Genomic DNA, 23,760 nt, shown 5'->3' on the forward strand with positions numbered 1-23,760 from the left:
GTTATTGAGTGATCGGCATGGATGTTATTACGTGATCGGCATGAATGTTATTGAGCGATCGCCATGCGTGGGAATATGCAACATCCTCCTCGGCCTAAAGGCCGAGGATTCCTACCGTGGCTAGGCGCAAGCGCCCAACTCACCTCGGTGGGTTCCTGCTGCTGGCGGCATTATTGCACCGCTCACTTCACAGGCTAACCGGGCGTGCCCCGCCCTTAATACATTGATCGCGCCGACCACATCGGCGTTTTCTGCAAACCCGCATTCCACACATTTGAACGTGGCCTGAGTCTGTCTATTCTCTGCCGAAATATGCCCGCAACAAGGGCATGTGCGGCTGGTGTTCTTGGGCTGCACAGCTATGAGGTGCCCGCCATTCCACGCCAGCTTGTAGTCGAGCTGGCGGCGGAACTCGAACCAGCCCTGATCGAGGATGGCCTTGTTCAGACCAGATTTGGCCCTCACGTTTTTACCCGGCTTCTCGGTGGTGCCCGCTGCTGACTTTGACATATTGCGCACCTGCAAATCCTCAACACACACCATCGCGTGGTTTTTACTGATAGTTGTTGAGGTCTGGTGCAGGTAGTCGCGGCGGGCATTGCTGATGCGGGCATGGATGCGCTGGACTTTGGCTTTCGCCTTCTTCCAGTTGGCGCTGAATTTGGTCTTACGGCTCATCGCCTGCTGCGCTTTGCGCAAGGCGATTTCGTGGTGCTTGAAGCTGCTCAAGGGCACGTAGAAAGTGCCGTCTGATAGCGTGGCGAACCGGGCAATCCCCATATCGATGCCTACGGCACCGCCCTGGTGGAGGGGTGTGTCAACCTCCCGTTCGGTCTGGATGGATACATACCATTTACCGCCCGACAGGCTCACTGTGACGTTCTTCACCGCGCCCAGCACCTCCCGGCTGTTGCGATAGCGCACCCAACCCAGCTTTGGCAGGAAGATCCGGCTGTTGGTCTGGTCGAGTTTGCAACCCTGCGGGTAGCGGAAACTATCGCTCTGGCCCTTCTTCTTAAAGCGGGGGAAATCCGCCCGTTTGGCGAAGAAGTTGCTGTAGGCCCGATCCAAGTCCTTGAGCGTTTGCTGCAATGCCTGCGAGGGGGTATCGGACAGCCACGAAGTTGATTCAACCTGCTTCCATTGCGTTAGAGACTTGCACAACCCGGCATAACTGAGCTTCTTCTCGCCCTGTTCGTGCAACTCCTTTTGCAGCGCCAGCCCCTTGTTGAAGACGAACCGACACGAACCAGAAAAGCGGCGCATTTGCCGCTGTTGTTGGCCGTCTGGCATCAGTTCGTACTTAAAGGCTTGAAGTCGCTGCATTCCTTTAATATATTTTGGTCTATGAAAAACATCAATGACATTAGACGCGGCAGGCACTGTGTTTTTGTTATGCACGTGCATTTGGTCTTTGTCACAAAGTATCGCCGAAGAGTGTTTGATAAGGCGGCAATTGACCGCCTTAAAGAGCTGTTCACTAAAATCTGCGGTGACTTTGAAGCGGAGCTAAAAGAGATGGATGGCGAGGCTGACCATGTTCACCTGCTGGTGAATTATCCCCCCAAGGTTGCCGTGTCTGCGCTGGTGAATAGTTTAAAGGGGGCGTCAAGTCGAGTGCTGCGCAAAGAGCGGCCAGATATAGCGGCCAGGTTCTACTACAAAGGGGTTTTGTGGTCGCCATCCTACTTTGCATCGAGCTGTGGCGGCGCTCCCATCGAGATCATTCGCCAGTACATCGAGCAACAACAAACACCACATTAACCACGGAACGGCTACGCCGTTCTCACCTTATATCCCCGACCTGAAGGACGGGGCTTTACGGTGTCGCGGGTAAAAAAAAGGCCCCGGCAATTGCCGGGGCCTTTTCGTAAGTGAACAGCTATGCGGCAGCACCTCGACCAAACCAGCCCCAGTGACCAATCACCGTCAAGATGAAGATGACGATCAGTGATTCATACGAAAAAACATCCCCGCCATTCAGAAGCATCATTACCGCGTTATTGGTAACACCAAGCCCCATACCGATAGAGGCTGCCAATTTACGGCGCATGGTCATCAGGACCTTCATTCGATCAAACGCACCCTGATCTTTTGGGTTCTGGGTGAGCAACCAGCACATAGCAAGAAAATGGGCTGCAGTCCCACGGTACATGCACAGAACCCCGATAGTAGCCAGGGCGAACACCGCCGGGAGCAGAAACCCGATATCCGAATGGCCATTCATGACAAAGCGCATGAACAACCCGGCAAAAACGGAGGTGTAACCAAAAGCCAAAGCAGCAAAGCGAATATCAGCACCCAGATAGAAACGCGGCATAAAAACTCCTTTTCTTACAGTTAACCACATGTCGGCATCATTTTGCGCAAAACACGGTGATCATTGAACATTCATGTTGTAGTGTAGCGCGTAGCGTTACAGTTACATCAACACAATCAGTATTACTCCTCTTTTGTTTTAACGCAATAGAATATACATTTTATTGCGTCAGAGAATTCTAGGCCGGCAGGGGGGGGGGTTTGGTGATCTCCCCACCCTGCGGAAAGCTCGCCATTGATTTATAATTATGTAACCGTAACGGTAGCAATAAGCGCGACCGCTACAAACTCAAACAAGGAGTGCTCAATGGAGTCACAACCACACACCAAACAACCGCTCACTGAGGGCGACATTCTGGCTGCAATCATTCAACTGGATGAGGCCGGCGAAAAAGTCACCTATCGCAACATCCGAAAATTCCTCGGTTCGGGCTCAAATTCTCAGATCGGCCCTGTTTACCGGAAATGGATGGAAGCCAACCCACCCAAAACAGTGGCCATGGATTGCCCTGTTGAACTGACGAACAAGCTGCAAGAGTTTTCAGCCACAATCTGGGATACGGCTAAGGATCTGGCCAGGCTCGAACTGATTCAGGAAAGAAACCTGATCGCCGAGCGCGTTGCCGACCAGGAATTTGCGATCGTGGGCATGGAATCTGATATCGAGCACCTGACACAGAAAATCCACGAGGCGCAGGATGCCCGAGAACAACTACTGGTCGAGCATCGGAATTTGGTCGCGCACTCAGCACAGATCACCGATGAGTTATCTCGGACTACCGAACAAAATAGCGCCCTTCGCCAAGACCTGGCTGACTTGGATATCCTGCATGCCACCACCACCGAGCGGCTATTGGAGGTAGAGGCGTCACTGGCGATCAGCAACAACAAGATTGCGCTGCTACAGCAAGATGTAGTCTCTCGAGCGGAACTTCTGGCCGAAGAAAAAAATTCATCACGGCAGCTGCAGGATGGATTGAATGAGCGTAACACCCGCTTAGGGCAGCTGAACTCTGAGCTGGAGCAGGTCTCGGCGCGGGCGGCCGAGCTGAAACAGTTGGCTGAATCTTCCGAGCGCGAGCTCGAAGTCACTCGCTCTGCCATGGCTAGAATGCAAAAACAAATCTTCGAGCTGGAGCCAAGAGCTGCCCGGGTTGAGGTACTTGAGGGAGAAGCCCGCGAACGGCAGCACCAGCTTGAATCTATCAGAATCCAAATGGCTGGGTTACAGCAGACGCTGACAGCCAAACAAGAAGAGTCCGGAGCCCGGGAAGCGCAACTCTTGCAAGTACGCCAACGGCACGAAGAGGCGTTGGCTCTTGTGGCTACCAAAGAACAGCAGAACGACGAACTTCGGATCGCCAATGCCCAGTTAGAATCCAAGGTGACAACATTGAAAGAAATGATGCAGCAATTCGCTGTGACTCAAGCCGGGGACGTTAAAGGATGAGCAATAAAAATGAGTTAACGGTATCTCAGTATCGAAATGGCGAGCTCATGCCGTATGGCGCAGATTCAATAGCGGCTCGGCTTGCCGCCACACCAGACTCGCCATATCTGGATTACATCACATCGCTTGCGGCGGGTAGCATCCCCATTGTCCGGTCAACCCTCACTCGCGTGAGTGAGTTGCTATATCAATGCGCTCCTGAGAAGGCCCCGTGGCACCTCATGACAGCCAAGGAGTTTAACTTTCTGAGGCACCACCTTGAGTCTCAAGGGTTTGCGCCTAAAACGATACATCGAACACTGAGCTTTGTGCGATCAACGCTCAAACGTGCTCGCCAGAGAGACCTCATTCCTGAGTCCAATGTTGGTCAGTATGCCGTGATCATGGCAACCGAAAACGTAAAAGGCTCAACGGGCCGCGGTGAGATCGCCCCCCACCGAAGCCTCTCTGACGATGAAATTGATACGTTATTTCGACACCTGGCCGCCGATAAGTCCAATGCCGGCTGCCGCGACTTGGCCATCATATCGTGTATGCGTGGATGCGGACTCCGCCGGATGGATGTTGCGGGCTTTACGGTTGAGGATATCCGGTGGTCAGCTGGAGAGTATGGGGAACTACGAATAAAGAGGAGTAAAGGCGGCAAGACTCGTGTTATGCCGATGCCCCGTGGCTTGCGGGAAATCCTTGGTCGATGGATGGAGATCAGGGGGGAGCAATTAGGGCCCTTGTTTGTCCGGATCCATAAGAGCGATAAGCTAATTCGGGTGACCCAGAAATATGTGAAGGCAAACCCAGGGTGCGGCGTTGATGTTGGTGATTTTCAGCACATGGACCGAAGCTCTATCAATAGAATGATGGAGCGGCGCCTAATCGCGGCGGGCCTGGCCAAAGCGACTCCGCATGACCTGCGGTACACCTTCGCGCAGAAGAGTCTGAGGCGTTCTGATCTGCAGACTGTTTGTGACTTGCTCGGGCACTCCAGTGTAACGACCACCTCCATCTACACAGAAACATCACAGGAGCGGTTGAGAGAAGTGGTCGGCGGTGATGCCGTCTTTGACTTGCTTGAGCTGACGGATGACGATCAGTGACAAATTGAGCCCCGAATTTCGCCGGGGCTCTTCCCTCTACCAATGAGAATTTCTTGTGCGGTGAGCCGAATATGCTCGATGGTCAGGCACCTATTGTCTTGCTTATACTCGGCTGGGTTCTTTGGATCAGCGGGATAATCATGCTTTCAGGTGTTCCTGGTGGAGCATTTTTAACGATGGCCCCCACTACGAACGTGGCAAGCCAAAATGCAGAGTCCAATCCAATCTGGATCGTTTTCTTAGGGCCGGCGTCGCTAATGGTAATTCTCAAAGATGATGCATCCCGGCACAGTTCATAGCTTTTGTTGCGCTTGGCGCCATGGAACTTAGCCTCGAATGATTCACTGAAACCAAGTAACACAGAGGCAACAGCATGGAGCTCTTTCTTCGCTATGTGAATGCTGAACTTATTGTTCCAGTCTGCCCCACCCGCCCCACATTTGGCGAGTTCAATAGCCACTGTCGGGTAGCCAGCAGAAGCCGTAACGCACTGCCAACAGGCTGCCATTTGCTGTGAGTTTTCAAAGACACGATGACTAACCCCAAACTCTCCATCCATCATCACTCAACCCCATTGATCATCATGGCCATGATTTTAAGGCCACTCCAGAACGATGCAAAACTCAGTGGTCTTTGTCCCATGCATTTTCTGCTAGCAACTGGGTTTATCATCGAGCCATGATCCACGGTGCGTATGTAATTATGGTTGTTGAGCATATTTCTAATAAAGAGAAAGTGATCCTACTTGGCGCTATCCTCCAAGGCGCAGCGCAAGTTTTTAGATTGATAACTGATCCAGTCGGTGTCAACGTCGGCCTAGTCCTTAGGAACCTTGATGGATACTCAAACTCTTTACATCATCGGTAACGGCTTCGATCTCCACCATGGTTTGCCTACCCAGTACAAGCATTTTAAAGCTTTTCTGAATATGGCCGATCGTCAGGTATTCGACTGGGTCGATACCTATGTTCCCGCCGATGAGGATTGGTCTGACCTTGAGCTTGCTTTGGCTGATATGGACACCGAACGCGTCGTTTCTGATCTTACAGGTTTCCTTGGGTCATACGCCGACGAGAACTGGAGTGACGCCGGACATCATGATTTCCAGTACGAAGTTGATCGGGTCGCCACCGGTTTATCGAGGACGTTGCAATCACGATTCGGTGATTGGATCAGATCCATCGTAATTCCTAATTGCAGTCCAACCCTTCAGTCACTGGAAACGTTGGATAGAAACGCCCTGTATCTGAACTTCAACTACACATGTACGCTGAGCAGGCTTTATGACGTCCCGGCTGAGAATGTTCTGCATATACATGGGGAAGGAGCTGAGTCAGGCTCTGAACTGATTCTTGGCCATGCCTGGACTCCTGATGATCGTCCTTCGCTTCAGAATGGTCTTGACGGGGAATCAGCAGACACTCGAGTAATGGAAGCGCTAGAAAGATTGGATGACTACTTTGAGCAGACCTTTAAGCCAAGCGAGCAAATCATCAAGCTCAACAAGGGCTTTTTTTCCAACCTGCGGTCAGTCACTCACGTGAAAGTGCTTGGCCACTCCCTTTCGGTGGTGGATAAAGCTTATTTCCTCGCTATAGCCGATGCGCTGGAGGGGCGATCTGTAATCTGGACAGTGGCGGTCAGATCGCATGATGAAGATACTGATAAAATTCTGCGTCTCAGTAGTTTCGGAGTTTCCGGAGAGCAGATTTACTGCAAGCTTTGGTCGGAACTATAGCGATATGGCGAGGTGTCTGCTCGGCAGGAATTTTTGGGGGTAGGCCACCGTATTGATTTTGTTGACCGGCCGCTGTTAGCCGGTTGTCGTCCGTAATGATCGGCGGTTCTGCGTTGATTGCTGCCGATGATGGAAGCAGCAAGAGGCTGCTATCAGCTAGAATTAACGGGCCATCATTACGGGTGTAAACGAGCAGACAACCAGCTTCTTCGAACCACGTGTAAATGCGACGTAGAGATGTCTGGCATCCATTTCCTCTGGTGCAGTTATAACGGCCACTTCCGCCTCTAGGCCCTTCAGCAACAGGGTACTTCCAATAGCACGACGCGCAAGGGGCCGGCTCTCATGCCGATTTCGTTCTCGTTCCCGCACCGTAGCATCGGCAAAACTGCAACTGCCTCCAGCAGCCATTTGCATCGCGCGCAGACAGCAATACAAGACATCGGGGCGATAGACCCGAGCATTATTCTGTCGGGTCAACGCGCGCAGAGCCTCGATGGCAAGAGGGAAGCTCGGAGTTTGCGCGAAGGCTACCAGAGCGGCTTCAGCCTCTGTGGCAGGATTGCGTGCAGTCCCTTGAAGTAAGCTCCCCAGTCTGGGTAGCAAAGCCGCAGGACCTACCTGTGTCATCACCTCTGCGGCAAATGTCACCAGACGAGTCAGGGCGTCGGTAGACTGCAGGTTAAACGTCACTCCAAACAGCGTGAGGTCGGCTAGGTCTACGGGCTCCACTGCGGACGCCCCCGGTGTTTGACTCGCCATTTGCCGACGACCATGAGGATTACGGCTGTCTCCAATCACCAACACATCACCATCCGGCGTAACAGCCGGTGTTAACGCTGCGGTCAGCCGTTGCTGAATAGCTGTCGCTGGCTGCAACTCTACAAAGACGACTTCAGGCGGGGCTTGGCGCAAATCAATGTCACCTCCCGCTAGGAGTATTCGTCGGCACTCCAGAAGCCATTGGCCGAACTCGGGTGTACCTGCATTCGTCCAGCGCCAGGGCTGATTCAGTTCACCGATAGCAGGAAAATGTGGAAGTACGTCGGTATTCCAGTCCACCAGTTGGTTGCCGCGAAAGCCGAAGATAGCTTGCATCGGGTCGCCAAGGACGCAGGTGGGAAGCACCATGGACAGCTCTGTCACCAGAGCGTGTTGTACCAAATTGCAGTCCTGATACTCATCGACAATCAGGTGGGCATAACTTGCCGTGAGGATCTCATTGAGGTGTCCGCTTTGGAGCAAATTTCTTGCGGCAATGCGTATTGCCGGGTAGTCGACGCTGGGATTCTGTAGCAGGAGGACCGCAGCGTCGACAGCACTTCGCTGTGGGAACATCGCCACCAGGCGCATGGAAAAACCATCGATCGTGGCGATGTGGTAAGCCGAAGTGGGCACCCCGGCTTTTTGCATGCGCAGACGCAGTGTCGTGACCCCCGCGTTAGTATGTGTGAGGATGAGAACCGGCGATGTGCCGGTATGCCTAGACAGCGAATCGGCAATGAGTTGCGTCTTGCCACACCCCGCAGGGGCGGTGATCACGCCGCGGTGAAAAGCAAATAAATTGTACTCAGGCGGCATGGGCCCACCAATATAGACGGTTGATCAAGGCGACAAATCCTGGCTCTGAAATTTGGCTATTGGGACCCAGAATGTCGCGTGCGACATCCTCAAATTTGGTGACTGATTTAAACCATCCGTTTCGACGGTTACGCGCAGCCTGCCCAAGTAGTTGTCGCGTCGCGAGAGGATATGGCTCCCCCACTAGTTGACGCTGTTGCCGGATGTGGGCGAGAGTCAGTTGTCCGTTTGACTGAGTCTGGATGTGCGCAGCCACTAGATCTTCTTCCACAAGGTCTATGGCTCGTTGAAGCAGAGCATCCACCCCCGCGTCCGGCAGGCTAAGAAACAGCTCGTCCTCCAGAGCACGTCCTTCTCGCCAGGTGATGTATTCTCCACCTGCATCTACGAATTCCTGCACGGTCGCCGCAGTGGGTGGCTTATCCGCATCAACTATGACCAGAACCCGGTAGCCAAGTCGGCGCAATGCGAGCCCGCGAAAAAAACACCGGTCAGGCTCTCCGCCGCCGACATTCACATATGCAGATCCTGCGGCCAGCATTGACTGTCCGTTTATGTTCGTCCAGAAATGATCTAGACCACGGATCAGGCCGACTTCACTGGCACCTTCGCAGACAATGACGCTACGGGCGAGAAAAGCTTCCGGATCAAGCCTGACGGTGCTTTGAATATCATCAGCGTCACCTACCGGTAGAACCTGATGTGCTCCGTCCTGAGACTTGCGTACCACGAAGAGTTGATTGCCGTTGAGCTCCCGGACAGCGACCGGGGAATGGGTGGTCAGAAATACTTGAAGAGGGGGGGGATTTTCCTTCGCGCCAAGGGAGTTAAGGAGTCGGGTAAGTCGATGTGGCTCTAGGCCATACTCTACTTCATCGACTAGCGCGATGGACGCCTTTTGTGCTGCCGCACGCTGAAGACCTGCGACCAATAGACGAGACGAACCGGTCCCCAGTGAGCGCAAGGGCACACCTGCTGCATCGTGGAGTGCAATGGCACCATCCCCGATGGATACCGCGTGCGCGTCCAGCAACGCTTGGGTATTGCCTCCAACTGGCACGCCGAGCTCACTGGCTTTTTGTGTCACGATTTGGAGTGTTTCTGCGAGCTGTACGCCGGCTTGTCCACCGAAACTGGTTCGAGCCTGGCGTGCTGCATTGGCAAGTTCAGCGCCCAGATCCGGACGTTCTTCCGTCAGTCGATTAAGCACCGACCCACGTGCCCATGATAGGTTGGAGCTGGCATAGGTACCGAGTCTGGCGGGAGCCAGAAGCAACCGATCTTTCCAGGCAATATTGCGCTCCTGACCCTGGGCCTGAGCGCGTTGGGATACCAACGTCCAGACAGGTTCCAGCTCGCTATCCACCATCAAACGCGGGCACAACACGGTTTCTAGACCCTGTTCAGGCTCCTCGGTGACTAGCCCGTTTACACGGTTGAATGCCTGCAAATAATTACCGTAGGAATCCAGGTGCATCAGGGCATTGGGCAGCGAGCCAAGCGTCAGCGTAATAATGATAGGCTGAGTTACATCAAGCCCATAAAAATCGGTGTCGGCGAAACTGATATTGCGGCGGGGACTGAGGCAAAGGTCTATCGCATCAAGAATCGTGGTCTTGCCGCTGTCCCCTGGGCCGATCAGGCAATTGAGTCCAGATGAGGGTTGCCAGCTCAGTAAGCGGATTGTTCGAAAATGTTGGATCTCGATTTTGCAAATTCTGACCATGGATAAACCCCTTAATCATTTATTCTCGCCTGCGACATAAATGCACAAGACAGCAGTCAAGACCATAATCTGCGCAATAATATATTACGTCCTCAATTAGGGAAGGTGCGAATAAGCGGGGAAATTCTTCTCGGCTGACTCAGTCATTTCATTTTTTTCCTGTTTGAGCCGATTTTTTCTCCCGTAAATGCCCTTGAATCAGCCTATTTAGACCGTTTCTTCGCCATTTAAGGCGCTATTCCCAGTTTTTAGTGCGATCTCTCCCACTGACGTATCATTTGGTCCACCCTAAACAGGTTGGCCAGGGTGAATAACATCGCCAGTTGGTTATCGTTTTTCAGCAACCCCTTGTATCTGGCTTTCACGAAGCCGAACTGTCGCTTGATGATGCGAAACGGGTGCTCCACCTTGACCCGGATGCTGGCTTTCATGTATTCGATGGTGATGGCCGTTTTGTTCTTGCGTGGATGCTGTTTCAAGGTTCTTACCTTGCCGGGGCGCTCGGCGATCAGCCAGTCCACATCCACCTCGGCCAGCTCCTCACGCTGGGGCGCGCCTTGGTAGCCGGCATCGGCTGAGACAAATTGCTCCTCTCCATGCAGCAGATTACCCAACTGGTTGAGGTCATGCTCGTTGGCCGCGGTGGTGACCAGACTGTGGGTCAGGCCACTCTTGGCATCGACACCAATGTGGGCCTTCATGCCAAAGTGCCACTGATTGCCTTTCTTGGTCTGATGCATCTCCGGATCGCGTTGCTGCTCTTTGTTCTTGGTCGAGCTGGGTGCCTCAATGATGGTGGCATCGACCAAGGTGTCTTGGGTCATCATGACGCCTGCCTCGGCCAGCCAGCGATTGATGGTCTTGAACTATTGGCGGGCCAGTTGATGTTGCTCCAGCAGGTGGCGGAAATTCATGATGGTGGTGCGGTCCGGCAAGGCGCTATCCAGGGATAACCGCGCAAACAGACGCACGGAGGCGATTTCGTACAGAGCATTTTCCATCGCGCCATCGCTCAGGTTGTACCAATGCTGCATGCAGTGAATGCGCAGCATGGTTTCCAGCGGATAGGGCCGACGACCATTACCGGCTTTGGGATAAAACGGCTCGATGACTTCCACCATGTTTTGCCATGGCAGGATCTGCTCCATGCGGGACAAGAAAATCTCTTTTCTGGTCTGACGGCGCTTACTGCTGAATTCACTGTCGGCGAAGGTGAGCTGATGACTCATGATGGCCCTCGGAAATGCAGCTCCGGATGAACATCATGATCTCATATCACAGACTTGTTCGCACCTTCCCTAGATCTTCACAGCTGGTTGTGTCTCTCGCCGTAGTAAACTTGCGCGAATCGTGTTTTTAACCTACTGCACTTTTTTAGTAGATGGAAATGGATTCGCCTGGAGCAGGTCACATTTTGTTTGATTGAATCTTTCATCGATGACAATTGCGGGGCAATACATGAACAAGGACTCAAAAACTCAGCACATTACCCTTGCCACTGGGAACGTGTTTTCCGACTTGGGGTTTGCTACGGAAGAAGCAGCCGCATTGGAGGCGGCGTCGCAACAAGTCATATCTGGGAAATTGGCCATCAGTAAGTCACTGGAAACAGAGGCCGGTGGGCAGGATAGATCAGTAGTGGAAACACCTTCCTCTCAGGAACAATCTTAAACTACCTAGCGACCGGTAGATCGTCCCACGAGGTGGTGTAGCGCGGGCTCAAGTGTTCGCGTTTCATCATCCACTCAGAGGCGTCTACACCTTTCGAGGCAAAGCCTATATGGCCCAGGCCACTATGGTTGATGGCATCGATCACCGCCATTAGCCGGCGGTCGGGTGAGCCAGGATTGTCGAACAGATCTGCCTGGTAGTGGTCCCGCGGCGTGAACGAACCGAGAATGACGCCGCCTTTTTGATAGCGGAATCCGTCGCGCCAGATATGGGGCAGCAGTTGGGTTACATGATGCAGAAGTTCGCGAGTATCGTCGGTTGGTCGCGGCAGCTTGGCCGATAGCTGGTTGCCATAATAGGGCTCGCCTTCGTTAAAAGGGCTGGTGCGAAAAAAGATGCTCACATGCTGGCAGCGCATCTTTTCGTGGCGTAGTTTCTCGGCGGCTCGCTCCATAAAGGCCGACAACGCCTGATGCATGCTGGCTTGCTCTGTAATTCGTTCGCCGAACGAGCGACTGCTGACGATTTGCTGCTTGGCCGGGGTGTCTATCGTCAGTTCCGAGCAGGGGATGCCGCGCAGCTCCTGGACCACGCGCTCTACGACCACACCATAACGCTGGCGGATCTGCTTGGGTGGCTGCGCAATCAGATCTGCCACGGTTGCCACCCCTTGGGCCTGCAGTTGCTTATTCAGGGCGCGCCCAATACCCCACACTTCATCGATTGGGGTGATAGCCATCAGCCGAGCTCGGCGTCCCTCGTCGCGAATATCGACAACGCCCCCTGTGGCCGGCCACTTCTTGGCGGCGTAGTTCGCCAGTTTGGCCAGGGTCTTGGTTGGGCCAATACCCACACCGACGGTAAGGCCCGTATACCGCTGGATGGTGGCCCGGATCTGGCGCCCGAAATCAACAAAGTCTCCCGCCCATAACGAGCCGAGTTCAGTGAAGGCTTCATCAATCGAGTAGACCTCTATGGCAGGAACCATGCTCTCCAACGTGGACATCACTCGCTGGGACATATCGGCATAGAGCGCATAGTTGCTGGAGAAACAGACGCCACCGAACCGCTCAAAATCACGCTTGATCTTGAAGTAGGGAACGCCCATTTTGATGCCCATTTTCTTGGCTTCGGCAGAGCGGGCTACCACACAGCCATCATTGTTGGAGAGCACGACAATCGGACGGCCCACCAAGTCAGGCCGGAACAGCCGCTCACAACTGGCGTAGAAGTTGTTCACATCAACCAGGGCTATGGCGGTGGTCATCTTAGTGCTGACATTGCTTGTGAATGACGAAGGTCACCACGCCAAAAATCTCTAATGACTGTTCGGCCTGGAACAGGATGGGTTGATAGTTGGCGTTGGCTGGCAGCAGGGCGATATTCGGGGTGAGCTGCAATATTTTCACGGTGAACTCACCATCAACGCAGGCGATCACTGTGTCGCCATGACGTGCAGTGACAGAGCGGTCCACAACCAGCAGATCGCCATCCAGAATGCCTGCATCCTTCATGCTGTCACCGGCTGCCCGCACGAAGTAGGTGGCCGCAGGTCGGCTGATGCACAACTGGTTCAGATCCAGCGTGGCCTCAACATAGTCCTGAGCTGGGCTCGGAAAGCCGCAGGAGGCCGGGAAGGCAAATAGGGGTAACCCGAGAACGGGAGGAGCCTCAGTGGGTCGTAGGAACATGGGTGGCACTCGCTAGCTGTATATAAACACAGTATATGGCAACATCCATGACCGGATCCAGTTCATCGCATCCAATGTCTGCCCGCGATATGGAACAATACTGAATCATCATCAGTGATCTGGACACGACCCAGCGGTTCTCGGGAAAGATATCTCCATCCTGATGCGTTGCGGATGAAGTCCACTAGGGATGGGAAGAACAAGACATGATGAATGGAGAAGAAGATGTAAAACTGAGGGAAGCAAGGCCCCATGGGGGCCTTGCTAGGGGTTTCACCCGACGCGGCGCTCAGGGACGCCCCGGGGTCCTTCCACTGACAATTGCACCCTGATGCTGCCAGTTTCTCGCCCTAATGAAATATATAACAGGGTCTTATCGTTAGAATAGCAGATTACGCAACCATGGTTTTGCGGGTATCCCAACGCCATTCGCAATCAGATTATCTCCTTATTGCTCTCGATTCGCCCGAAATCCGGATTGGGTTCATAGCCCTGTTCGGAGAACATTAGCTGGCCTCGGCGCTGTTCCTGAAGATTGGCCAGTGCCTGGAAAAAGCAGGATTCACAGAGATAGACTTCATACGCTTCGCCATCATGAGAAGAGCCATAACCCCACCTAGCACTGAGAGTTCCGACTTGGGGACCGTAACCATCGACGGGTGAGCAACTCGCATCACAGACATCGCAGCGGATGTCGCTGACCACATCAACTTCCTGTTTCGTCATTATTTTCATCGGCTAAGTCCTCATTCGATCATCGAAGGTGGTTCCCATTGATGTAGCCAGTACAGGCTACATCTCCAACCAAAGTATCATCACTGGGAGTGAACTGATCCGCAGCATAGTGCTTCGGATGTACCCACAACAACCTGAAGTCAGCCCTTTAGTACACACTTTACTTGTGTCTGATGGGGACGGCTCTTCCTCTGTCTAGCAAACGGTACCTCAACGTACTTCTAGCTCGTCACGGGCGCTAGACAATGCCAAGGGTCAGCCGCCACGCCATGGCGTTATCGCCCCATCTGCCTGAAAACGCGACATGGGTTTCCGTTCAGGGGTGTTTCGCCCGCATAACCTCCGTAAACTATGAGCTAATGCTCTGATCTTGCTTGCCTATCTGCCCGCAAGCGGGGCTCGCTATGGTAAGCTCAGACGCACTTGGCTCAGCCCCTCCGGCCTTGACCGGCGGTAATAAGGAATCGTATGAAAACAAATATTGCCTCTCTGGCCTCGCTGATCTGGTCGGTTGCCGACCTGCTGCGTGGTGATTTCAAACAGTCCCAGTACGGGCGCATTATTCTTCCCTTTACCGTATTGCGCCGCCTCGAATGCGTGCTGGAAGCCAACAAGCAGAAGGTGCTCGTTGCCGTCGAGAGCACCAAGGCGCTGCCCGAGGTTGCTCGTGACAAGCTGCTGCTCAGCGCCGCAGGCCAGAGCTTCTACAACACCTCCAAGCTGACGCTTGATTCGCTGGGTGAAAATCACATTGGCGATAACCTGGATGCCTATGTGCGCGCCTTCTCCACCGATGCCCGCGAGGTGTTCGAGCATTTCAACTTCGAGGCCAGCATCGGCCTGCTCGAAGATGCCAACCTGCTCTACAAGGTGGTGCGCTCGTTTGCCACTGTCGATCTCTCGCCCGAGGCGGTCGATAACTACGACATGGGGCTGGTGTTCGAAGAGCTGATCCGCCGCTTCGCCGAAAGCTCGAACGAGACCGCCGGGGAGCACTTTACCCCGCGCGATATCGTTCGGCTCACCACCTCGCTGGTGTTTGCCAGCGATAACGAGGCGCTGACCAAGCCCGGCGTGGTGCGCTCTATCTATGACCCCACCGCTGGCACCGGCGGCTTTCTCTCCTGCGGCATGGAGTACCTGCACGAGCTGAACCCGGCGGCCCGTCTGGCCACTTTCGGTCAGGAGCTCAACCCCGAGTCCTACGCCATCTGCAAGGCCGACATGCTGATCAAGGGCCAGGACATCAGCCATATCAAGCTGGGGAACACCTTAAGTGACGATCAGCTGCCGTTCGAGCGCTTCGACTATTGCCTCTCCAACCCGCCCTTCGGTGTGGACTGGAAGAAGGTGGAAAAGCAGGTCAGCGATGAACATCAGCGCAAAGGCTTTGAAGGTCGTTTCGGCCCCGGCCTGCCGCGCGTCTCGGACGGCTCCTTGCTGTTTCTGCTGCACCTGATATCCAAAATGCGCCCGGCCAGTGCCAACAGTGAAGGCTCGCGTATCGGCATTATCCTGAACGGCTCGCCACTGTTTACTGGCGGCGCCGGTAGTGGCGAGAGCGAGATCCGCCGCTATGTGCTGGAAAACGATCTGCTCGATGCCTTGGTCGCCCTGCCCACCGACATGTTCTACAACACCGGCATTGCCACCTATATCTGGGTGCTCTCCAACCATAAGCCTGCCGAGCGCAAGGGCAAGGTGCTGCTCATCAACGCCAGCGATCTGCACAGCCCGATGCGTAAATCACTAGGCTCCAAGCGCAAGCAGTTAAGCGATGAAGCCATCAACCAGATTGTTGCCCTCTACAGCCGTTATGAAGCCAGCCCCATCGCCAAGATCTTTCCGACCTCGGCCTTTGGCTATCGCCGCATCACGGTAGAGCGGCCATTGAAGCTGGCCTTCTACCCCCTCGATGCCGAGCGTCTGGCGGCCCTGCAAGCCGACAAGGGGTGGGAGAAGCTCGACGCCAGCCTGCAAGCGGCCATTCTCGCCGCGCTGCCACAACTGCCGGAACAGCTGCTGTGCCGCGAGCAGTTTAAAAAGCAACTGACCAAGGCGCTCGGTGCTACCAAGCTGCCGGCCCCGGCCTTAAAGCTGCTGATTAATACCTTCGGTGAGCAGAACGATGATGCCAAGGTCTGTATAAGCAAAGGCGAGCCGGAGGCCAGCTCCGAGCTGCGTGATTATGAGAATGTGCCGCTGGGTGAAGATATTCACGCCTATCTTGAGCGTGAAGTGCTGCCCCATGTGCCCGATGCCTGGATTGATATCAACAGGACCGATCCACTGGATGGTCAGGTCGGCATAATCGGTTACGAAATTCCATTTAACCGCCACTTCTACCAATACCAGCCGCCGCGCCCGCTGGCCGAGATTGATGCCGATCTGGATGCGGTCGCCAAGGAGATTATGCAACTACTGGCCGAGGTGCATTCATGAGTACCGTAAATCAGCTGGGGAAGTATCAGCCTTATCCTGACTATAAATATTCAGGAGTAGAATGGTTGGGGGATATTCCAAAACATTGGAATTCATTCCCCTGTCGTTCAGGCGTTAATCATTTGGTCAAAAAAAACACTAATGGTGACGAAGATAATTACTTATCACTGATGGCTAACATTGGTATCGTTTTATATGAAGACAAAGGGGATGTGGGGAACAAGAAACCTGATGATCTAACAAAGTGTAAGATTGTTCGAAAGGGGAATCTTGTTATAAACAGCATGAATTATGCCATCGGCTCTTATGGTATGTCCCCTTATGATGGAGTATGTAGTCCAGTTTATATAATTCTTGACTCGAAGCCTAATATGCTTGAGCAACGATACGCACTCCGGTTGTTTGAAAATAAGCCATTTCAGAAGCAACTGGCCATTCTAGGTAATGGAATATTAGAGCATAGAGCTGCTATTAGCTGGGACGACATAAAGGGACAATATATACCTCTCCCTTCATTAGAAGAACAACGTACCATCGCCGCCTTCCTCGACTACGAAACGGCCCGTATCGATCAGTTGATTGCCAAGCAGCAGCAATTGATTAAATTGCTGAAAGAAAAGCGTCAGGCGGTGATCTCCCATGCCGTCACCAAGGGGCTAAACCCCAATGCCCCAATGAAAGACTCCGGCGTAGAATGGCTCGGCCAAGTGCCGGAGCATTGGGATGTGTATCGCCTAAGGCATGTGGCGAAAAAAATGAAAGCCGGACCATTTGGTACAGCCCTGACAAAAGATATGTACACATCTAGTGGTTGTAAAGTATACGGCCAAGAACAAGTAATACCAGCTGACTTCAACATTGGTGATTATTATGTATCAAATGAGAAATACTTGGAACTTCAACAATACACAGTGAAGCCTGGTGACGTTTTAATTAGCTGCGTTGGAACATTTGGGAAAATTGCAACTTTCCCAGAGAATGCAGAGCCAGGGATAATAAATCCTAGATTAATAAAAGTTACCCCCATCGAAAAAATATCATCTCGTTTTTTAGAAATGGTTTTGAGAAGTCACATTGTTTTTGAGCAGATGTCATTATCTTCTCGGGGGGGGACAATGGATGTAGTTAACATAGGGATATTATCAGAGCTATTTTTGCCTATGCCGCCTTTATCTGAGCAACACTCATTAATCGTTGAAGTCCAAAGACTAAAAACAAAATTTGAGAATTTAATCGACAAAGCCGCCGCATCTATCTCGTTCCTTCAAGAACGTCGTACCGCCCTGATTTCCGCCGCTGTGACCGGCAAGATCGATCTGCGAGGCTGGCAGCCACCCAAAAGCGAGGTGGCGGCATGAGCTTGCTGGCTGAACTGGACTATCCTGCCCGCCCTCGCCATGCGGTGTTTTCCCCTTGCCGCGCTTATCGCTACGCGCTAAGTCGGGTCTGGGCAGCAGACAAGCCTTACGCCCTGTTTATTGGCCTGAACCCATCCACGGCAGATGAGACACTGGATGATCCAACCATTCGACGTTGCATTGATTTTGCCAAACGCTGGGGTTACGGCGGCTTGGTGATGGCTAACCTGTTTGCCTATCGGGCGACCGACCCTAGAGAAATGAAAGCGGCTACGGACCCGGTCGGTGTAGCCAATGATGAGTGGCTGATCGAATTAGCCCAATACGCTGGCGTGGTAGTGGCAGCATGGGGCAACCATGGGGCGTTTTTACGGCGTTCATCCCACATTCGTGCCCTGCTGTCTGAACTTCATTATCTGCAACTGAATCAATCGGGTGAGCCTACTCACCCCCTGTATCTCAACAGTACCCTGACCCCATTGAGGTGGGCAATCTAGGCATGTTCTCGATAGAACGGATGTGGAAGAACAATGGATAACAAAGCTCGGGAAAAGGCGTTTCAAGACCATATCATTGAGCAGTTGGCCGCTTCGGGCTGGCTGGTCGGTGAGTCGGCCAAGTACGACCGCGAGCGGGCTTTGTACCTCGAAGATCTGGCCAATGGTGCTCGAAATATTGAAAGTCGGAGACATCTTGATGACATTTGACCGTCAACAACCCTATAACGATCTTCCTCTATTGCCTCCTGCGACAGAACTTGAAACCAAAGCCGTTCTGAAACAGGCGATTGCTTCCAACCGGGTTCTGGCGAACTTACGAGGCCTCGCCGCTAAAATTCCCAATCAGGCGATACTGATCAACAGTATCGTTTTGCAAGAAGCTCGGTTGTCGTCAGAAATAGAAAACATAGTGACGACAAGCGATGAGCTTTATCGTGCCGCTGCCAACATGGATGGCAAGGCAGATCCTCATGCCAAAGAGGTTTTGCGCTACCGCGAGGCGCTCTATTTCGGCATTCGAGCCATCAAAGATCGTCCACTCCATACCAATCTGTTTATCCAGCTAGTACAGCAAATCAAGCAGGTGAATATGGGTATTCGGGTCATTCCTGGTACGGCATTAAAAAATGTTCAGGGCGAGGTGATTTATACACCGCCCGTTGGTGAAGAGGTGATCCGAACAAAACTGGCCAATCTGGAACAGTTCATTCATGCAGAAGATGATCTGGATCCATTGGTCAAAATGGCGGTCATGCATTACCAATTTGAAGCGATCCACCCGTTCCCGGATGGGAACGGACGAACCGGCCGAATTCTCAATCTGTTATTTTTGGTCGAAAAGCAACTAATTGATATTCCAGTTCTTTTCTTGTCGCGCTACATCATTACGCATCGGCAGGATTATTACGATGGCTTACGGGCCATCACAGAGGCCCAGGATTGGGAAGCTTGGGTATTGTTTATGCTCAAAGCAGTGGAAAGTACCGCACAGCAGACCTTTGATCTGGTCAATCGCATTCTGGCCTTGATGGACGATGTTCGCGACCGCGTGCAACGCGAGGCCGAGGGGATCTACAGCAAGGATCTGATCGAAACAATCTTCATGCAGCCGTACACCAAAATTTCGTTTTTGGTGGATGCAGGAATTGCCAAACGGCAAACCGCCTCTCGCTACTTGCAGACGTTAGCCAGCATGGGCATTTTGCGCGAAGAACTGGTTGGCCGGGAAAAGTACTACATCAACGATGGGCTTCTTGTCGAGTTGACACGCTAACCTCATGTTTAAGCAATCGACACATCTTAATAACGTGTCGATTTATTAGTAATTTTTAAACATGTTTGATGAACCTGTCGATGTCATCGACATATAGTCAAAACGTGTCGATTTTTTAGTATTTTTTAAATGCGTTTTTTGCCTTCACCAAAAAGCGCTTGAAATCAGCAAGTTTGGCCTGCTATCAACAGGGATAAAAGATGCCGTCAGATCACAAAGCACGGGAAAGAGCCTTTCAGGATCATATCGTTAATGCGCTGCAAGCCAGCGGCTGGATGGTCGGTGAGTCGGCCAAGTACGACCGCGAGCGGGCGCTCTACCCCGAGGATCTGCTCGCCTATGTGCAGCAGAGCCAGCCTGAAGGCTGGGGCAAATTCTGCAAGACCTATGGCGAAGAACCGGAGCGTCATCTGCTCAATGCCGCCGTGCGGGCACTGGAAGGGCAGGAACGAGGCACTCTGTGGCTGCTGCGCAATCAGATTGAGGATCGCGGCCATCGCCTGAGCGTTGCGACCTTCAAGCCGGATCATGATCTCAACCCCGAGCTGACAGCCCGCTATGCCATGAATCGTCTGCGGGTGGTGCCCGAGCTCATCTACAGCCCCCACGGTTATGACGGGCGCCTCGATTTGACGCTGTTTTTAAACGGCCTGCCGATTGCGACGCTGGAGCTGAAATCCTGCTTCAAGCAGAGCCTGGAAAACGCCAAACAGCAGTACCGCAAAGACAGACCCCTGAAAACAGCTGGCAAGGTGGAGCCCTTGCTGGCCTTCCGGCGCGGCGCCCTGGTCCATTTTGCGGTGAACCAGTTCGAGGTGGCGATGACCACTAAACTGGCTGGCGAGAGCACCTATTTTCTGCCCTTTAACCGCGGCACCCGTGACGGCGGTGCCGGTAATGATCAGCCTGAAATCGGCTATGGCACCGAATATCTTTGGCAGGAAATACTGCAACCGGAGGCCTTGCTGAAAATCCTCGCTCGCTACATGCATCTACATGTGCAGCATGAAGAGGACGATCTGGGGCGCATCAAGAAAAAAGAGAGCCTGATCTTCCCCCGTTATCACCAATGGAACGTGGTTGAGAGCCTGCTGGGCGCCGTGCGCCACGAAGGCAGTGGCCAGAAGTATCTGATCCAGCACTCCGCAGGCTCCGGCAAATCCAACTCCATCGCCTGGCTGACCCATCAGCTTGCCTCGTTGCGACAAGGCGGCCAGAAACAGTTTGATTCGGTGATCGTCATTACCGACCGCACCGTGCTCGATAGCCAGTTGCAGGAAACCATTGCCCAGTTTGAACATGCCGATGGCGTTATCTCCCGCATCAATCGCGAAGAGGGTGACGGCAGCAAATCGGCCCAGCTGGCTGGCGCCCTCTCCTTGGGCACGCCGATCATCATCGTCACCATCCAGACCTTCCCATTTGTGCTCAAGGCCATCCAGGAAACCACCACGCTGAAGGGTTGCCGCTTTGCCGTGGTGGCCGACGAGGCCCACTCCAGCCAGACCGGCAAGACAGCCCGCCAGTTGCGGGAAGTGCTGATGGCCGAGCAGTTGGATGACGAGGAGGAGCTCTCGACCGAAGATGTCATCAACCTGACCTTGGCCGCCCGTGCCGGCAGCGCCAATATCAGCTACTTCGCCTTTACCGCGACACCCAAGGCCAAGACGCTGGAGCTGTTTGGTCGCAGGCCTAAGCCGAACATGCCGAGCAGCGATGACAACAAGCCCGAGCCGTTCCACGTCTACACCATGCGCCAGGCCATCGAAGAGGGCTTCATTCTTGATGTGCTGAAGAACTACACCAGTTATCGGCTGGCCTACAAGCTGGCGATGGACAGCGCAGAGGCCGACCAGGAAGTCGACAGCAAGCGGGCCAAGCGCAAGCTCTCTCAATGGGTACGGCTGCACCCGCACAACATAGGCCAGAAGGTGCAGGTGATCATCGAACACTTCCGCCAGAACGTGGCGCCGTTGCTGGCCGGGCAAGCCAAGGCGATGGTAGTGACCAGCAGCCGGATGGAAGCAGTGCGCTACAAGCTGGCGTTCGACAAGTATGTGCAGGAGCAAAAATACCGGGGCATCCGTGCCATGGTGGCCTTCTCGGGAGAGATCGAAAACGATGGCCAGAGCTTCAATGAACGTAACATGAACCCTGAGCTGAATGGGCGCGACATGCGCAAGGCGTTCGACACCCAGGATTATCAGGTGATGCTGGTTGCCAACAAGTTCCAGACCGGTTTCGACCAGCCGAAGCTGTGCGCCATGTATGTGGACAAGAAGCTGACGGGCGTGGACTGCATCCAGACCCTCTCGCGCCTGAACCGGACTTGTCCGGGCAAGACCTCCACCTTTGTGCTGGATTTTGTCAATGATTCGCAGGATGTGCTGGAGGAGTTCCAGAAGTATTACGAGACGGCAGCGCTGGAAACCGTGTCGGATCCCAACTTGGTCTATGACCTGTTCCACAAGCTCAAGAGCACCGGCATCTTCACCTGGAATGAGGTGGTGGCCTTTACCGATGCCTATTTCGACCCGAAACGGGGTCAGGAAGCCATGCTGGGTTATATCAAACCGGCGGTCGACCGATTCAGCAAACGCTATGGCTTCACCACGGAGACCATCCGCGAGTGTCGGCGCATGTTGAAACTGGTTGAACAAGGCGGCTCGGCCACCGACAAGGCCAATGCCGAACGTCGCCTCAAAGAAGCTGGCGAAGCCCGCTCCGAGCTCGACATCTTCAAGAAAGATCTGAACGGTTATGTGCGCTTCTACGAGTTCGTCTCGCAGATCACCGCCTTTGATGACTACGAGATGGAGCGGCTGTGTGTCTTTGCCCGCCACCTGTTGCCGCTATTGCGTCAGGAGATCCTCGAAGAGGACGAGATCGACCTCTCCGCCGTGATGCTGACTCACTACAACCTCAAGGCCAAGCGCACCCAGGATCTGAAGCTTAAGGAGGATGCCGAAGGCTATGGTTTGCAGGGCATCTCGGCTCTGGGCAGTGCCGCCCCGAAGGAAGAGAAGAAAGACTTCATCTCGGAACTGCTGGCGCGGATGAACGACCTGTTCGGTGTCGAAGTCACCGAGGGCGACAAGCTCGACTGGCTGCATGGCATGGCCAGCAAGCTCAGTGAAAACAAGACCCTGATGGAGCAGGTCAACAACAATGATCGCGACGCCATCATGCTGGGTGACTACCCGAAAGCCGTCGATGAGGCCGTGATCGCACGCATGGATACCCAGCAAGGCATGTCGCTGGATTACCTCTCCGCCCCAGAGAAAGCCGTAGCCCTGCAACACCTGTTGCTGGATCTGCTGCTTAAGGGGATTGGAGGTTGGCGAGATAACGCCGCCAAATAGCAGAAATAAAAAACCACCCGAAGAAAGGGTGGTTTTTTTATCATCTGTTGCCTTGGTAGGGCACCAGGTGGTGGTTTTCCGTAAGACAACATAAATCTACCTATATCTGGCTAACTGGTCAACAAGTTGAAGAGGAAAGCGCTCTTGTGTGCCGACCAAGTCAGCGCCTCTGAGGGTACGAGGAGCCTCGATACTCCGAGCGCGGATGCACATGAGGAGTGTAGTGTGATAAATGCCGGTAGAATAGTGGAGTAATATTTGAGTGAACAATGAAATTAAACTGGCAGATTTATTAAACGAGCAAGTGCCACATGATGAGTCTTTTCACAGCTATTTATTAAGGACTCAGCTAATTCTAGAACCTGACTCTTATACACAAGTAGCGCCCTGAACGGAACCTTTCGCGTTTTCCAGGATCTGATCTTCTATGCATCGGCATAGGGGGCAGTCATCGTTGACTGCGCCCCTGCCACACCACCCGGCATGCGGGTCCGCACCGGGCGGTTGGAACCGTTGAAGTCGATGCGTTTGAGTTACCCAACGCATCGCCCGAGCCTGTTTGTTCTCGATCCGCCTGTTCTGGTTTCTCGCTGCCATTGCTTGTTCGGGCTTCACCCTCACCTTCATCTTGGCGAGCTTCGCCGAAGCGAACATCTGAGACCATCCAGTCCAGAGAATCGAGGGCACGCCCTCCGATTCCTTCGGCCCTTCGCCCCAGACTGGCAGCTACTACGGCCTCTGCTAATGGGATGGTCGCCCCTACCTAAAATGGCATCTGTAGTGCCAAAGTGGCGAATGAAAATTCCCACCGACCCAGAGA

At 53.5% G+C, this 23,760-nt stretch carries 18 protein-coding genes and 1 pseudogene; 10 read left to right on the plus strand and 9 right to left on the minus strand.

Annotated features, from left to right (window positions below):
- Positions 1-120: 120 nt before the first annotated feature.
- A complete protein-coding gene (locus ACYVG7_RS05990; RefSeq protein ID WP_460882308.1) occupies positions 121-1,326 on the minus strand; it encodes an RNA-guided endonuclease InsQ/TnpB family protein in 1,206 nt (401 codons plus the stop codon).
- Between the two features lie 21 nt (positions 1,327-1,347).
- On the opposite strand from ACYVG7_RS05990, the gene tnpA reads away from it, so the two are divergent.
- Complete coding sequence (gene tnpA, locus ACYVG7_RS05995) at positions 1,348-1,764, plus strand: IS200/IS605 family transposase (protein ID WP_460882309.1); 417 nt, start codon at positions 1,348-1,350, stop codon at positions 1,762-1,764.
- A gap of 118 nt (positions 1,765-1,882) precedes the next feature.
- On the opposite strand, the gene ACYVG7_RS06000 is transcribed toward tnpA, so the two are convergent.
- On the minus strand, positions 1,883-2,320 hold the full coding sequence (locus ACYVG7_RS06000; protein ID WP_460882310.1) for a hypothetical protein: 438 nt from the start codon (positions 2,318-2,320) through the stop codon (positions 1,883-1,885).
- Between the two features lie 234 nt (positions 2,321-2,554).
- Between ACYVG7_RS06000 and ACYVG7_RS06005 the strand changes: the two genes are divergently transcribed.
- Together ACYVG7_RS06005 and ACYVG7_RS06010 are read left to right on the plus strand one after the other, a co-directional pair.
- Entirely contained in the window at positions 2,555-3,769 is a 1,215-nt protein-coding gene (locus ACYVG7_RS06005; RefSeq protein WP_460882311.1) for a DNA-binding protein, read from the plus strand.
- The gene (locus ACYVG7_RS06010; RefSeq protein WP_460882312.1) at positions 3,766-4,863 is read left to right on the plus strand and encodes a tyrosine-type recombinase/integrase; all 1,098 of its coding nucleotides are present in this window, start codon (positions 3,766-3,768) and stop codon (positions 4,861-4,863) included. The genes ACYVG7_RS06005 and ACYVG7_RS06010 overlap by 4 nt, the downstream gene beginning before the upstream one ends.
- An 82-nt stretch (positions 4,864-4,945) precedes the next feature.
- Here the strand turns inward: ACYVG7_RS06010 and ACYVG7_RS06015 are convergent, their stop codons facing one another.
- A complete protein-coding gene (locus ACYVG7_RS06015; protein WP_460882313.1) occupies positions 4,946-5,425 on the minus strand; it encodes a hypothetical protein in 480 nt (159 codons plus the stop codon).
- A gap of 273 nt (positions 5,426-5,698) precedes the next feature.
- Between ACYVG7_RS06015 and ACYVG7_RS06020 the strand changes: the two genes are divergently transcribed.
- Positions 5,699-6,601 carry a bacteriophage abortive infection AbiH family protein gene (locus ACYVG7_RS06020; RefSeq protein ID WP_460882314.1) on the plus strand — a complete coding sequence of 301 codons (903 nt, stop codon included), beginning with the start codon at positions 5,699-5,701 and terminating at the stop codon, positions 6,599-6,601.
- 162 nt (positions 6,602-6,763) lie between these two features.
- Here ACYVG7_RS06020 and ACYVG7_RS06025 read toward each other — a convergent pair whose 3' ends face one another.
- The 3 genes and pseudogenes from ACYVG7_RS06025 to ACYVG7_RS06035 form a co-directional block, all read right to left on the minus strand.
- Positions 6,764-8,182 (minus strand): UvrD-helicase domain-containing protein, encoded by a 1,419-nt coding sequence (locus ACYVG7_RS06025; protein ID WP_460882315.1) that lies wholly within the window; start codon positions 8,180-8,182, stop codon positions 6,764-6,766.
- Positions 8,172-9,908: an ATP-dependent nuclease gene (locus tag ACYVG7_RS06030; RefSeq protein ID WP_460882316.1), complete on the minus strand. Its 1,737-nt coding sequence runs from the start codon at positions 9,906-9,908 to the stop codon at positions 8,172-8,174. Before ACYVG7_RS06030 ends, ACYVG7_RS06025 begins: the two co-directional genes overlap by 11 nt.
- Positions 9,909-10,156: 248 nt before the next feature.
- A pseudogene (locus tag ACYVG7_RS06035) lies at positions 10,157-11,137 on the minus strand (IS5 family transposase).
- A gap of 229 nt (positions 11,138-11,366) precedes the next feature.
- Here ACYVG7_RS06035 and ACYVG7_RS06040 point away from each other — a divergent pair.
- Positions 11,367-11,579 carry a hypothetical protein gene (locus ACYVG7_RS06040; protein ID WP_460882317.1) on the plus strand — a complete coding sequence of 71 codons (213 nt, stop codon included), beginning with the start codon at positions 11,367-11,369 and terminating at the stop codon, positions 11,577-11,579.
- 1 nt (position 11,580) lies between these two features.
- On the opposite strand, the gene umuC is transcribed toward ACYVG7_RS06040, so the two are convergent.
- The 3 genes from umuC to ACYVG7_RS06055 all read right to left on the minus strand — a co-directional run bounded on the left by umuC (position 11,581) and on the right by ACYVG7_RS06055 (position 14,005).
- On the minus strand, positions 11,581-12,846 hold the full coding sequence (umuC, locus tag ACYVG7_RS06045; RefSeq protein WP_460882318.1) for a translesion error-prone DNA polymerase V subunit UmuC: 1,266 nt from the start codon (positions 12,844-12,846) through the stop codon (positions 11,581-11,583).
- Between the two features lies 1 nt (position 12,847).
- On the minus strand, positions 12,848-13,270 hold the full coding sequence (gene umuD, locus ACYVG7_RS06050; RefSeq protein ID WP_259583772.1) for a translesion error-prone DNA polymerase V autoproteolytic subunit: 423 nt from the start codon (positions 13,268-13,270) through the stop codon (positions 12,848-12,850).
- 435 nt (positions 13,271-13,705) lie between these two features.
- Positions 13,706-14,005: a hypothetical protein gene (locus tag ACYVG7_RS06055; protein ID WP_460882319.1), complete on the minus strand. Its 300-nt coding sequence runs from the start codon at positions 14,003-14,005 to the stop codon at positions 13,706-13,708.
- Positions 14,006-14,473: 468 nt separating this feature from the next.
- Between ACYVG7_RS06055 and ACYVG7_RS06060 the strand changes: the two genes are divergently transcribed.
- From ACYVG7_RS06060 to ACYVG7_RS06080, 5 genes are all read left to right on the plus strand, one after another.
- Positions 14,474-16,447: a type I restriction-modification system subunit M gene (locus tag ACYVG7_RS06060; protein WP_460882320.1), complete on the plus strand. Its 1,974-nt coding sequence runs from the start codon at positions 14,474-14,476 to the stop codon at positions 16,445-16,447.
- Complete coding sequence (locus ACYVG7_RS06065) at positions 16,444-17,805, plus strand: restriction endonuclease subunit S (protein ID WP_460882321.1); 1,362 nt, start codon at positions 16,444-16,446, stop codon at positions 17,803-17,805. The genes ACYVG7_RS06060 and ACYVG7_RS06065 overlap by 4 nt, the downstream gene beginning before the upstream one ends.
- Positions 17,802-18,302 (plus strand): DUF1643 domain-containing protein, encoded by a 501-nt coding sequence (locus ACYVG7_RS06070; RefSeq protein ID WP_460882322.1) that lies wholly within the window; start codon positions 17,802-17,804, stop codon positions 18,300-18,302. Before ACYVG7_RS06065 ends, ACYVG7_RS06070 begins: the two co-directional genes overlap by 4 nt.
- Positions 18,303-18,324: 22 nt before the next feature.
- Complete coding sequence (locus tag ACYVG7_RS06075) at positions 18,325-19,578, plus strand: Fic family protein (protein ID WP_460882323.1); 1,254 nt, start codon at positions 18,325-18,327, stop codon at positions 19,576-19,578.
- A gap of 200 nt (positions 19,579-19,778) precedes the next feature.
- Entirely contained in the window at positions 19,779-22,940 is a 3,162-nt protein-coding gene (locus ACYVG7_RS06080) for a type I restriction endonuclease subunit R (protein ID WP_460882324.1), read from the plus strand.
- Positions 22,941-23,760: the final 820 nt, after the last annotated feature.

This window comes from Pseudaeromonas pectinilytica (assembly GCF_054780855.1).

Coding starts and splice junctions, on each gene's coding strand:
- tnpA (WP_460882309.1), top strand. CDS start 1,348: ATGAAAAACATCAATGACATTAGACGCGGCAGGCACTGTGTTTTTGTT.
- umuC (WP_460882318.1), bottom strand. CDS start 12,846: ATGACCACCGCCATAGCCCTGGTTGATGTGAACAACTTCTACGCCAGT.
- ACYVG7_RS06025 (WP_460882315.1), bottom strand. CDS start 8,182: ATGCCGCCTGAGTACAATTTATTTGCTTTTCACCGCGGCGTGATCACC.
- ACYVG7_RS06060 (WP_460882320.1), top strand. CDS start 14,474: ATGAAAACAAATATTGCCTCTCTGGCCTCGCTGATCTGGTCGGTTGCC.
- ACYVG7_RS06030 (WP_460882316.1), bottom strand. CDS start 9,908: ATGGTCAGAATTTGCAAAATCGAGATCCAACATTTTCGAACAATCCGC.
- ACYVG7_RS06040 (WP_460882317.1), top strand. CDS start 11,367: ATGAACAAGGACTCAAAAACTCAGCACATTACCCTTGCCACTGGGAAC.
- ACYVG7_RS06020 (WP_460882314.1), top strand. CDS start 5,699: ATGGATACTCAAACTCTTTACATCATCGGTAACGGCTTCGATCTCCAC.
- umuD (WP_259583772.1), bottom strand. CDS start 13,270: ATGTTCCTACGACCCACTGAGGCTCCTCCCGTTCTCGGGTTACCCCTA.
- ACYVG7_RS06080 (WP_460882324.1), top strand. CDS start 19,779: ATGCCGTCAGATCACAAAGCACGGGAAAGAGCCTTTCAGGATCATATC.
- ACYVG7_RS06065 (WP_460882321.1), top strand. CDS start 16,444: ATGAGTACCGTAAATCAGCTGGGGAAGTATCAGCCTTATCCTGACTAT.
- ACYVG7_RS06055 (WP_460882319.1), bottom strand. CDS start 14,005: ATGAAAATAATGACGAAACAGGAAGTTGATGTGGTCAGCGACATCCGC.
- ACYVG7_RS06010 (WP_460882312.1), top strand. CDS start 3,766: ATGAGCAATAAAAATGAGTTAACGGTATCTCAGTATCGAAATGGCGAG.
- ACYVG7_RS06070 (WP_460882322.1), top strand. CDS start 17,802: ATGAGCTTGCTGGCTGAACTGGACTATCCTGCCCGCCCTCGCCATGCG.
- ACYVG7_RS05990 (WP_460882308.1), bottom strand. CDS start 1,326: ATGCAGCGACTTCAAGCCTTTAAGTACGAACTGATGCCAGACGGCCAA.
- ACYVG7_RS06000 (WP_460882310.1), bottom strand. CDS start 2,320: ATGCCGCGTTTCTATCTGGGTGCTGATATTCGCTTTGCTGCTTTGGCT.
- ACYVG7_RS06015 (WP_460882313.1), bottom strand. CDS start 5,425: ATGATGGATGGAGAGTTTGGGGTTAGTCATCGTGTCTTTGAAAACTCA.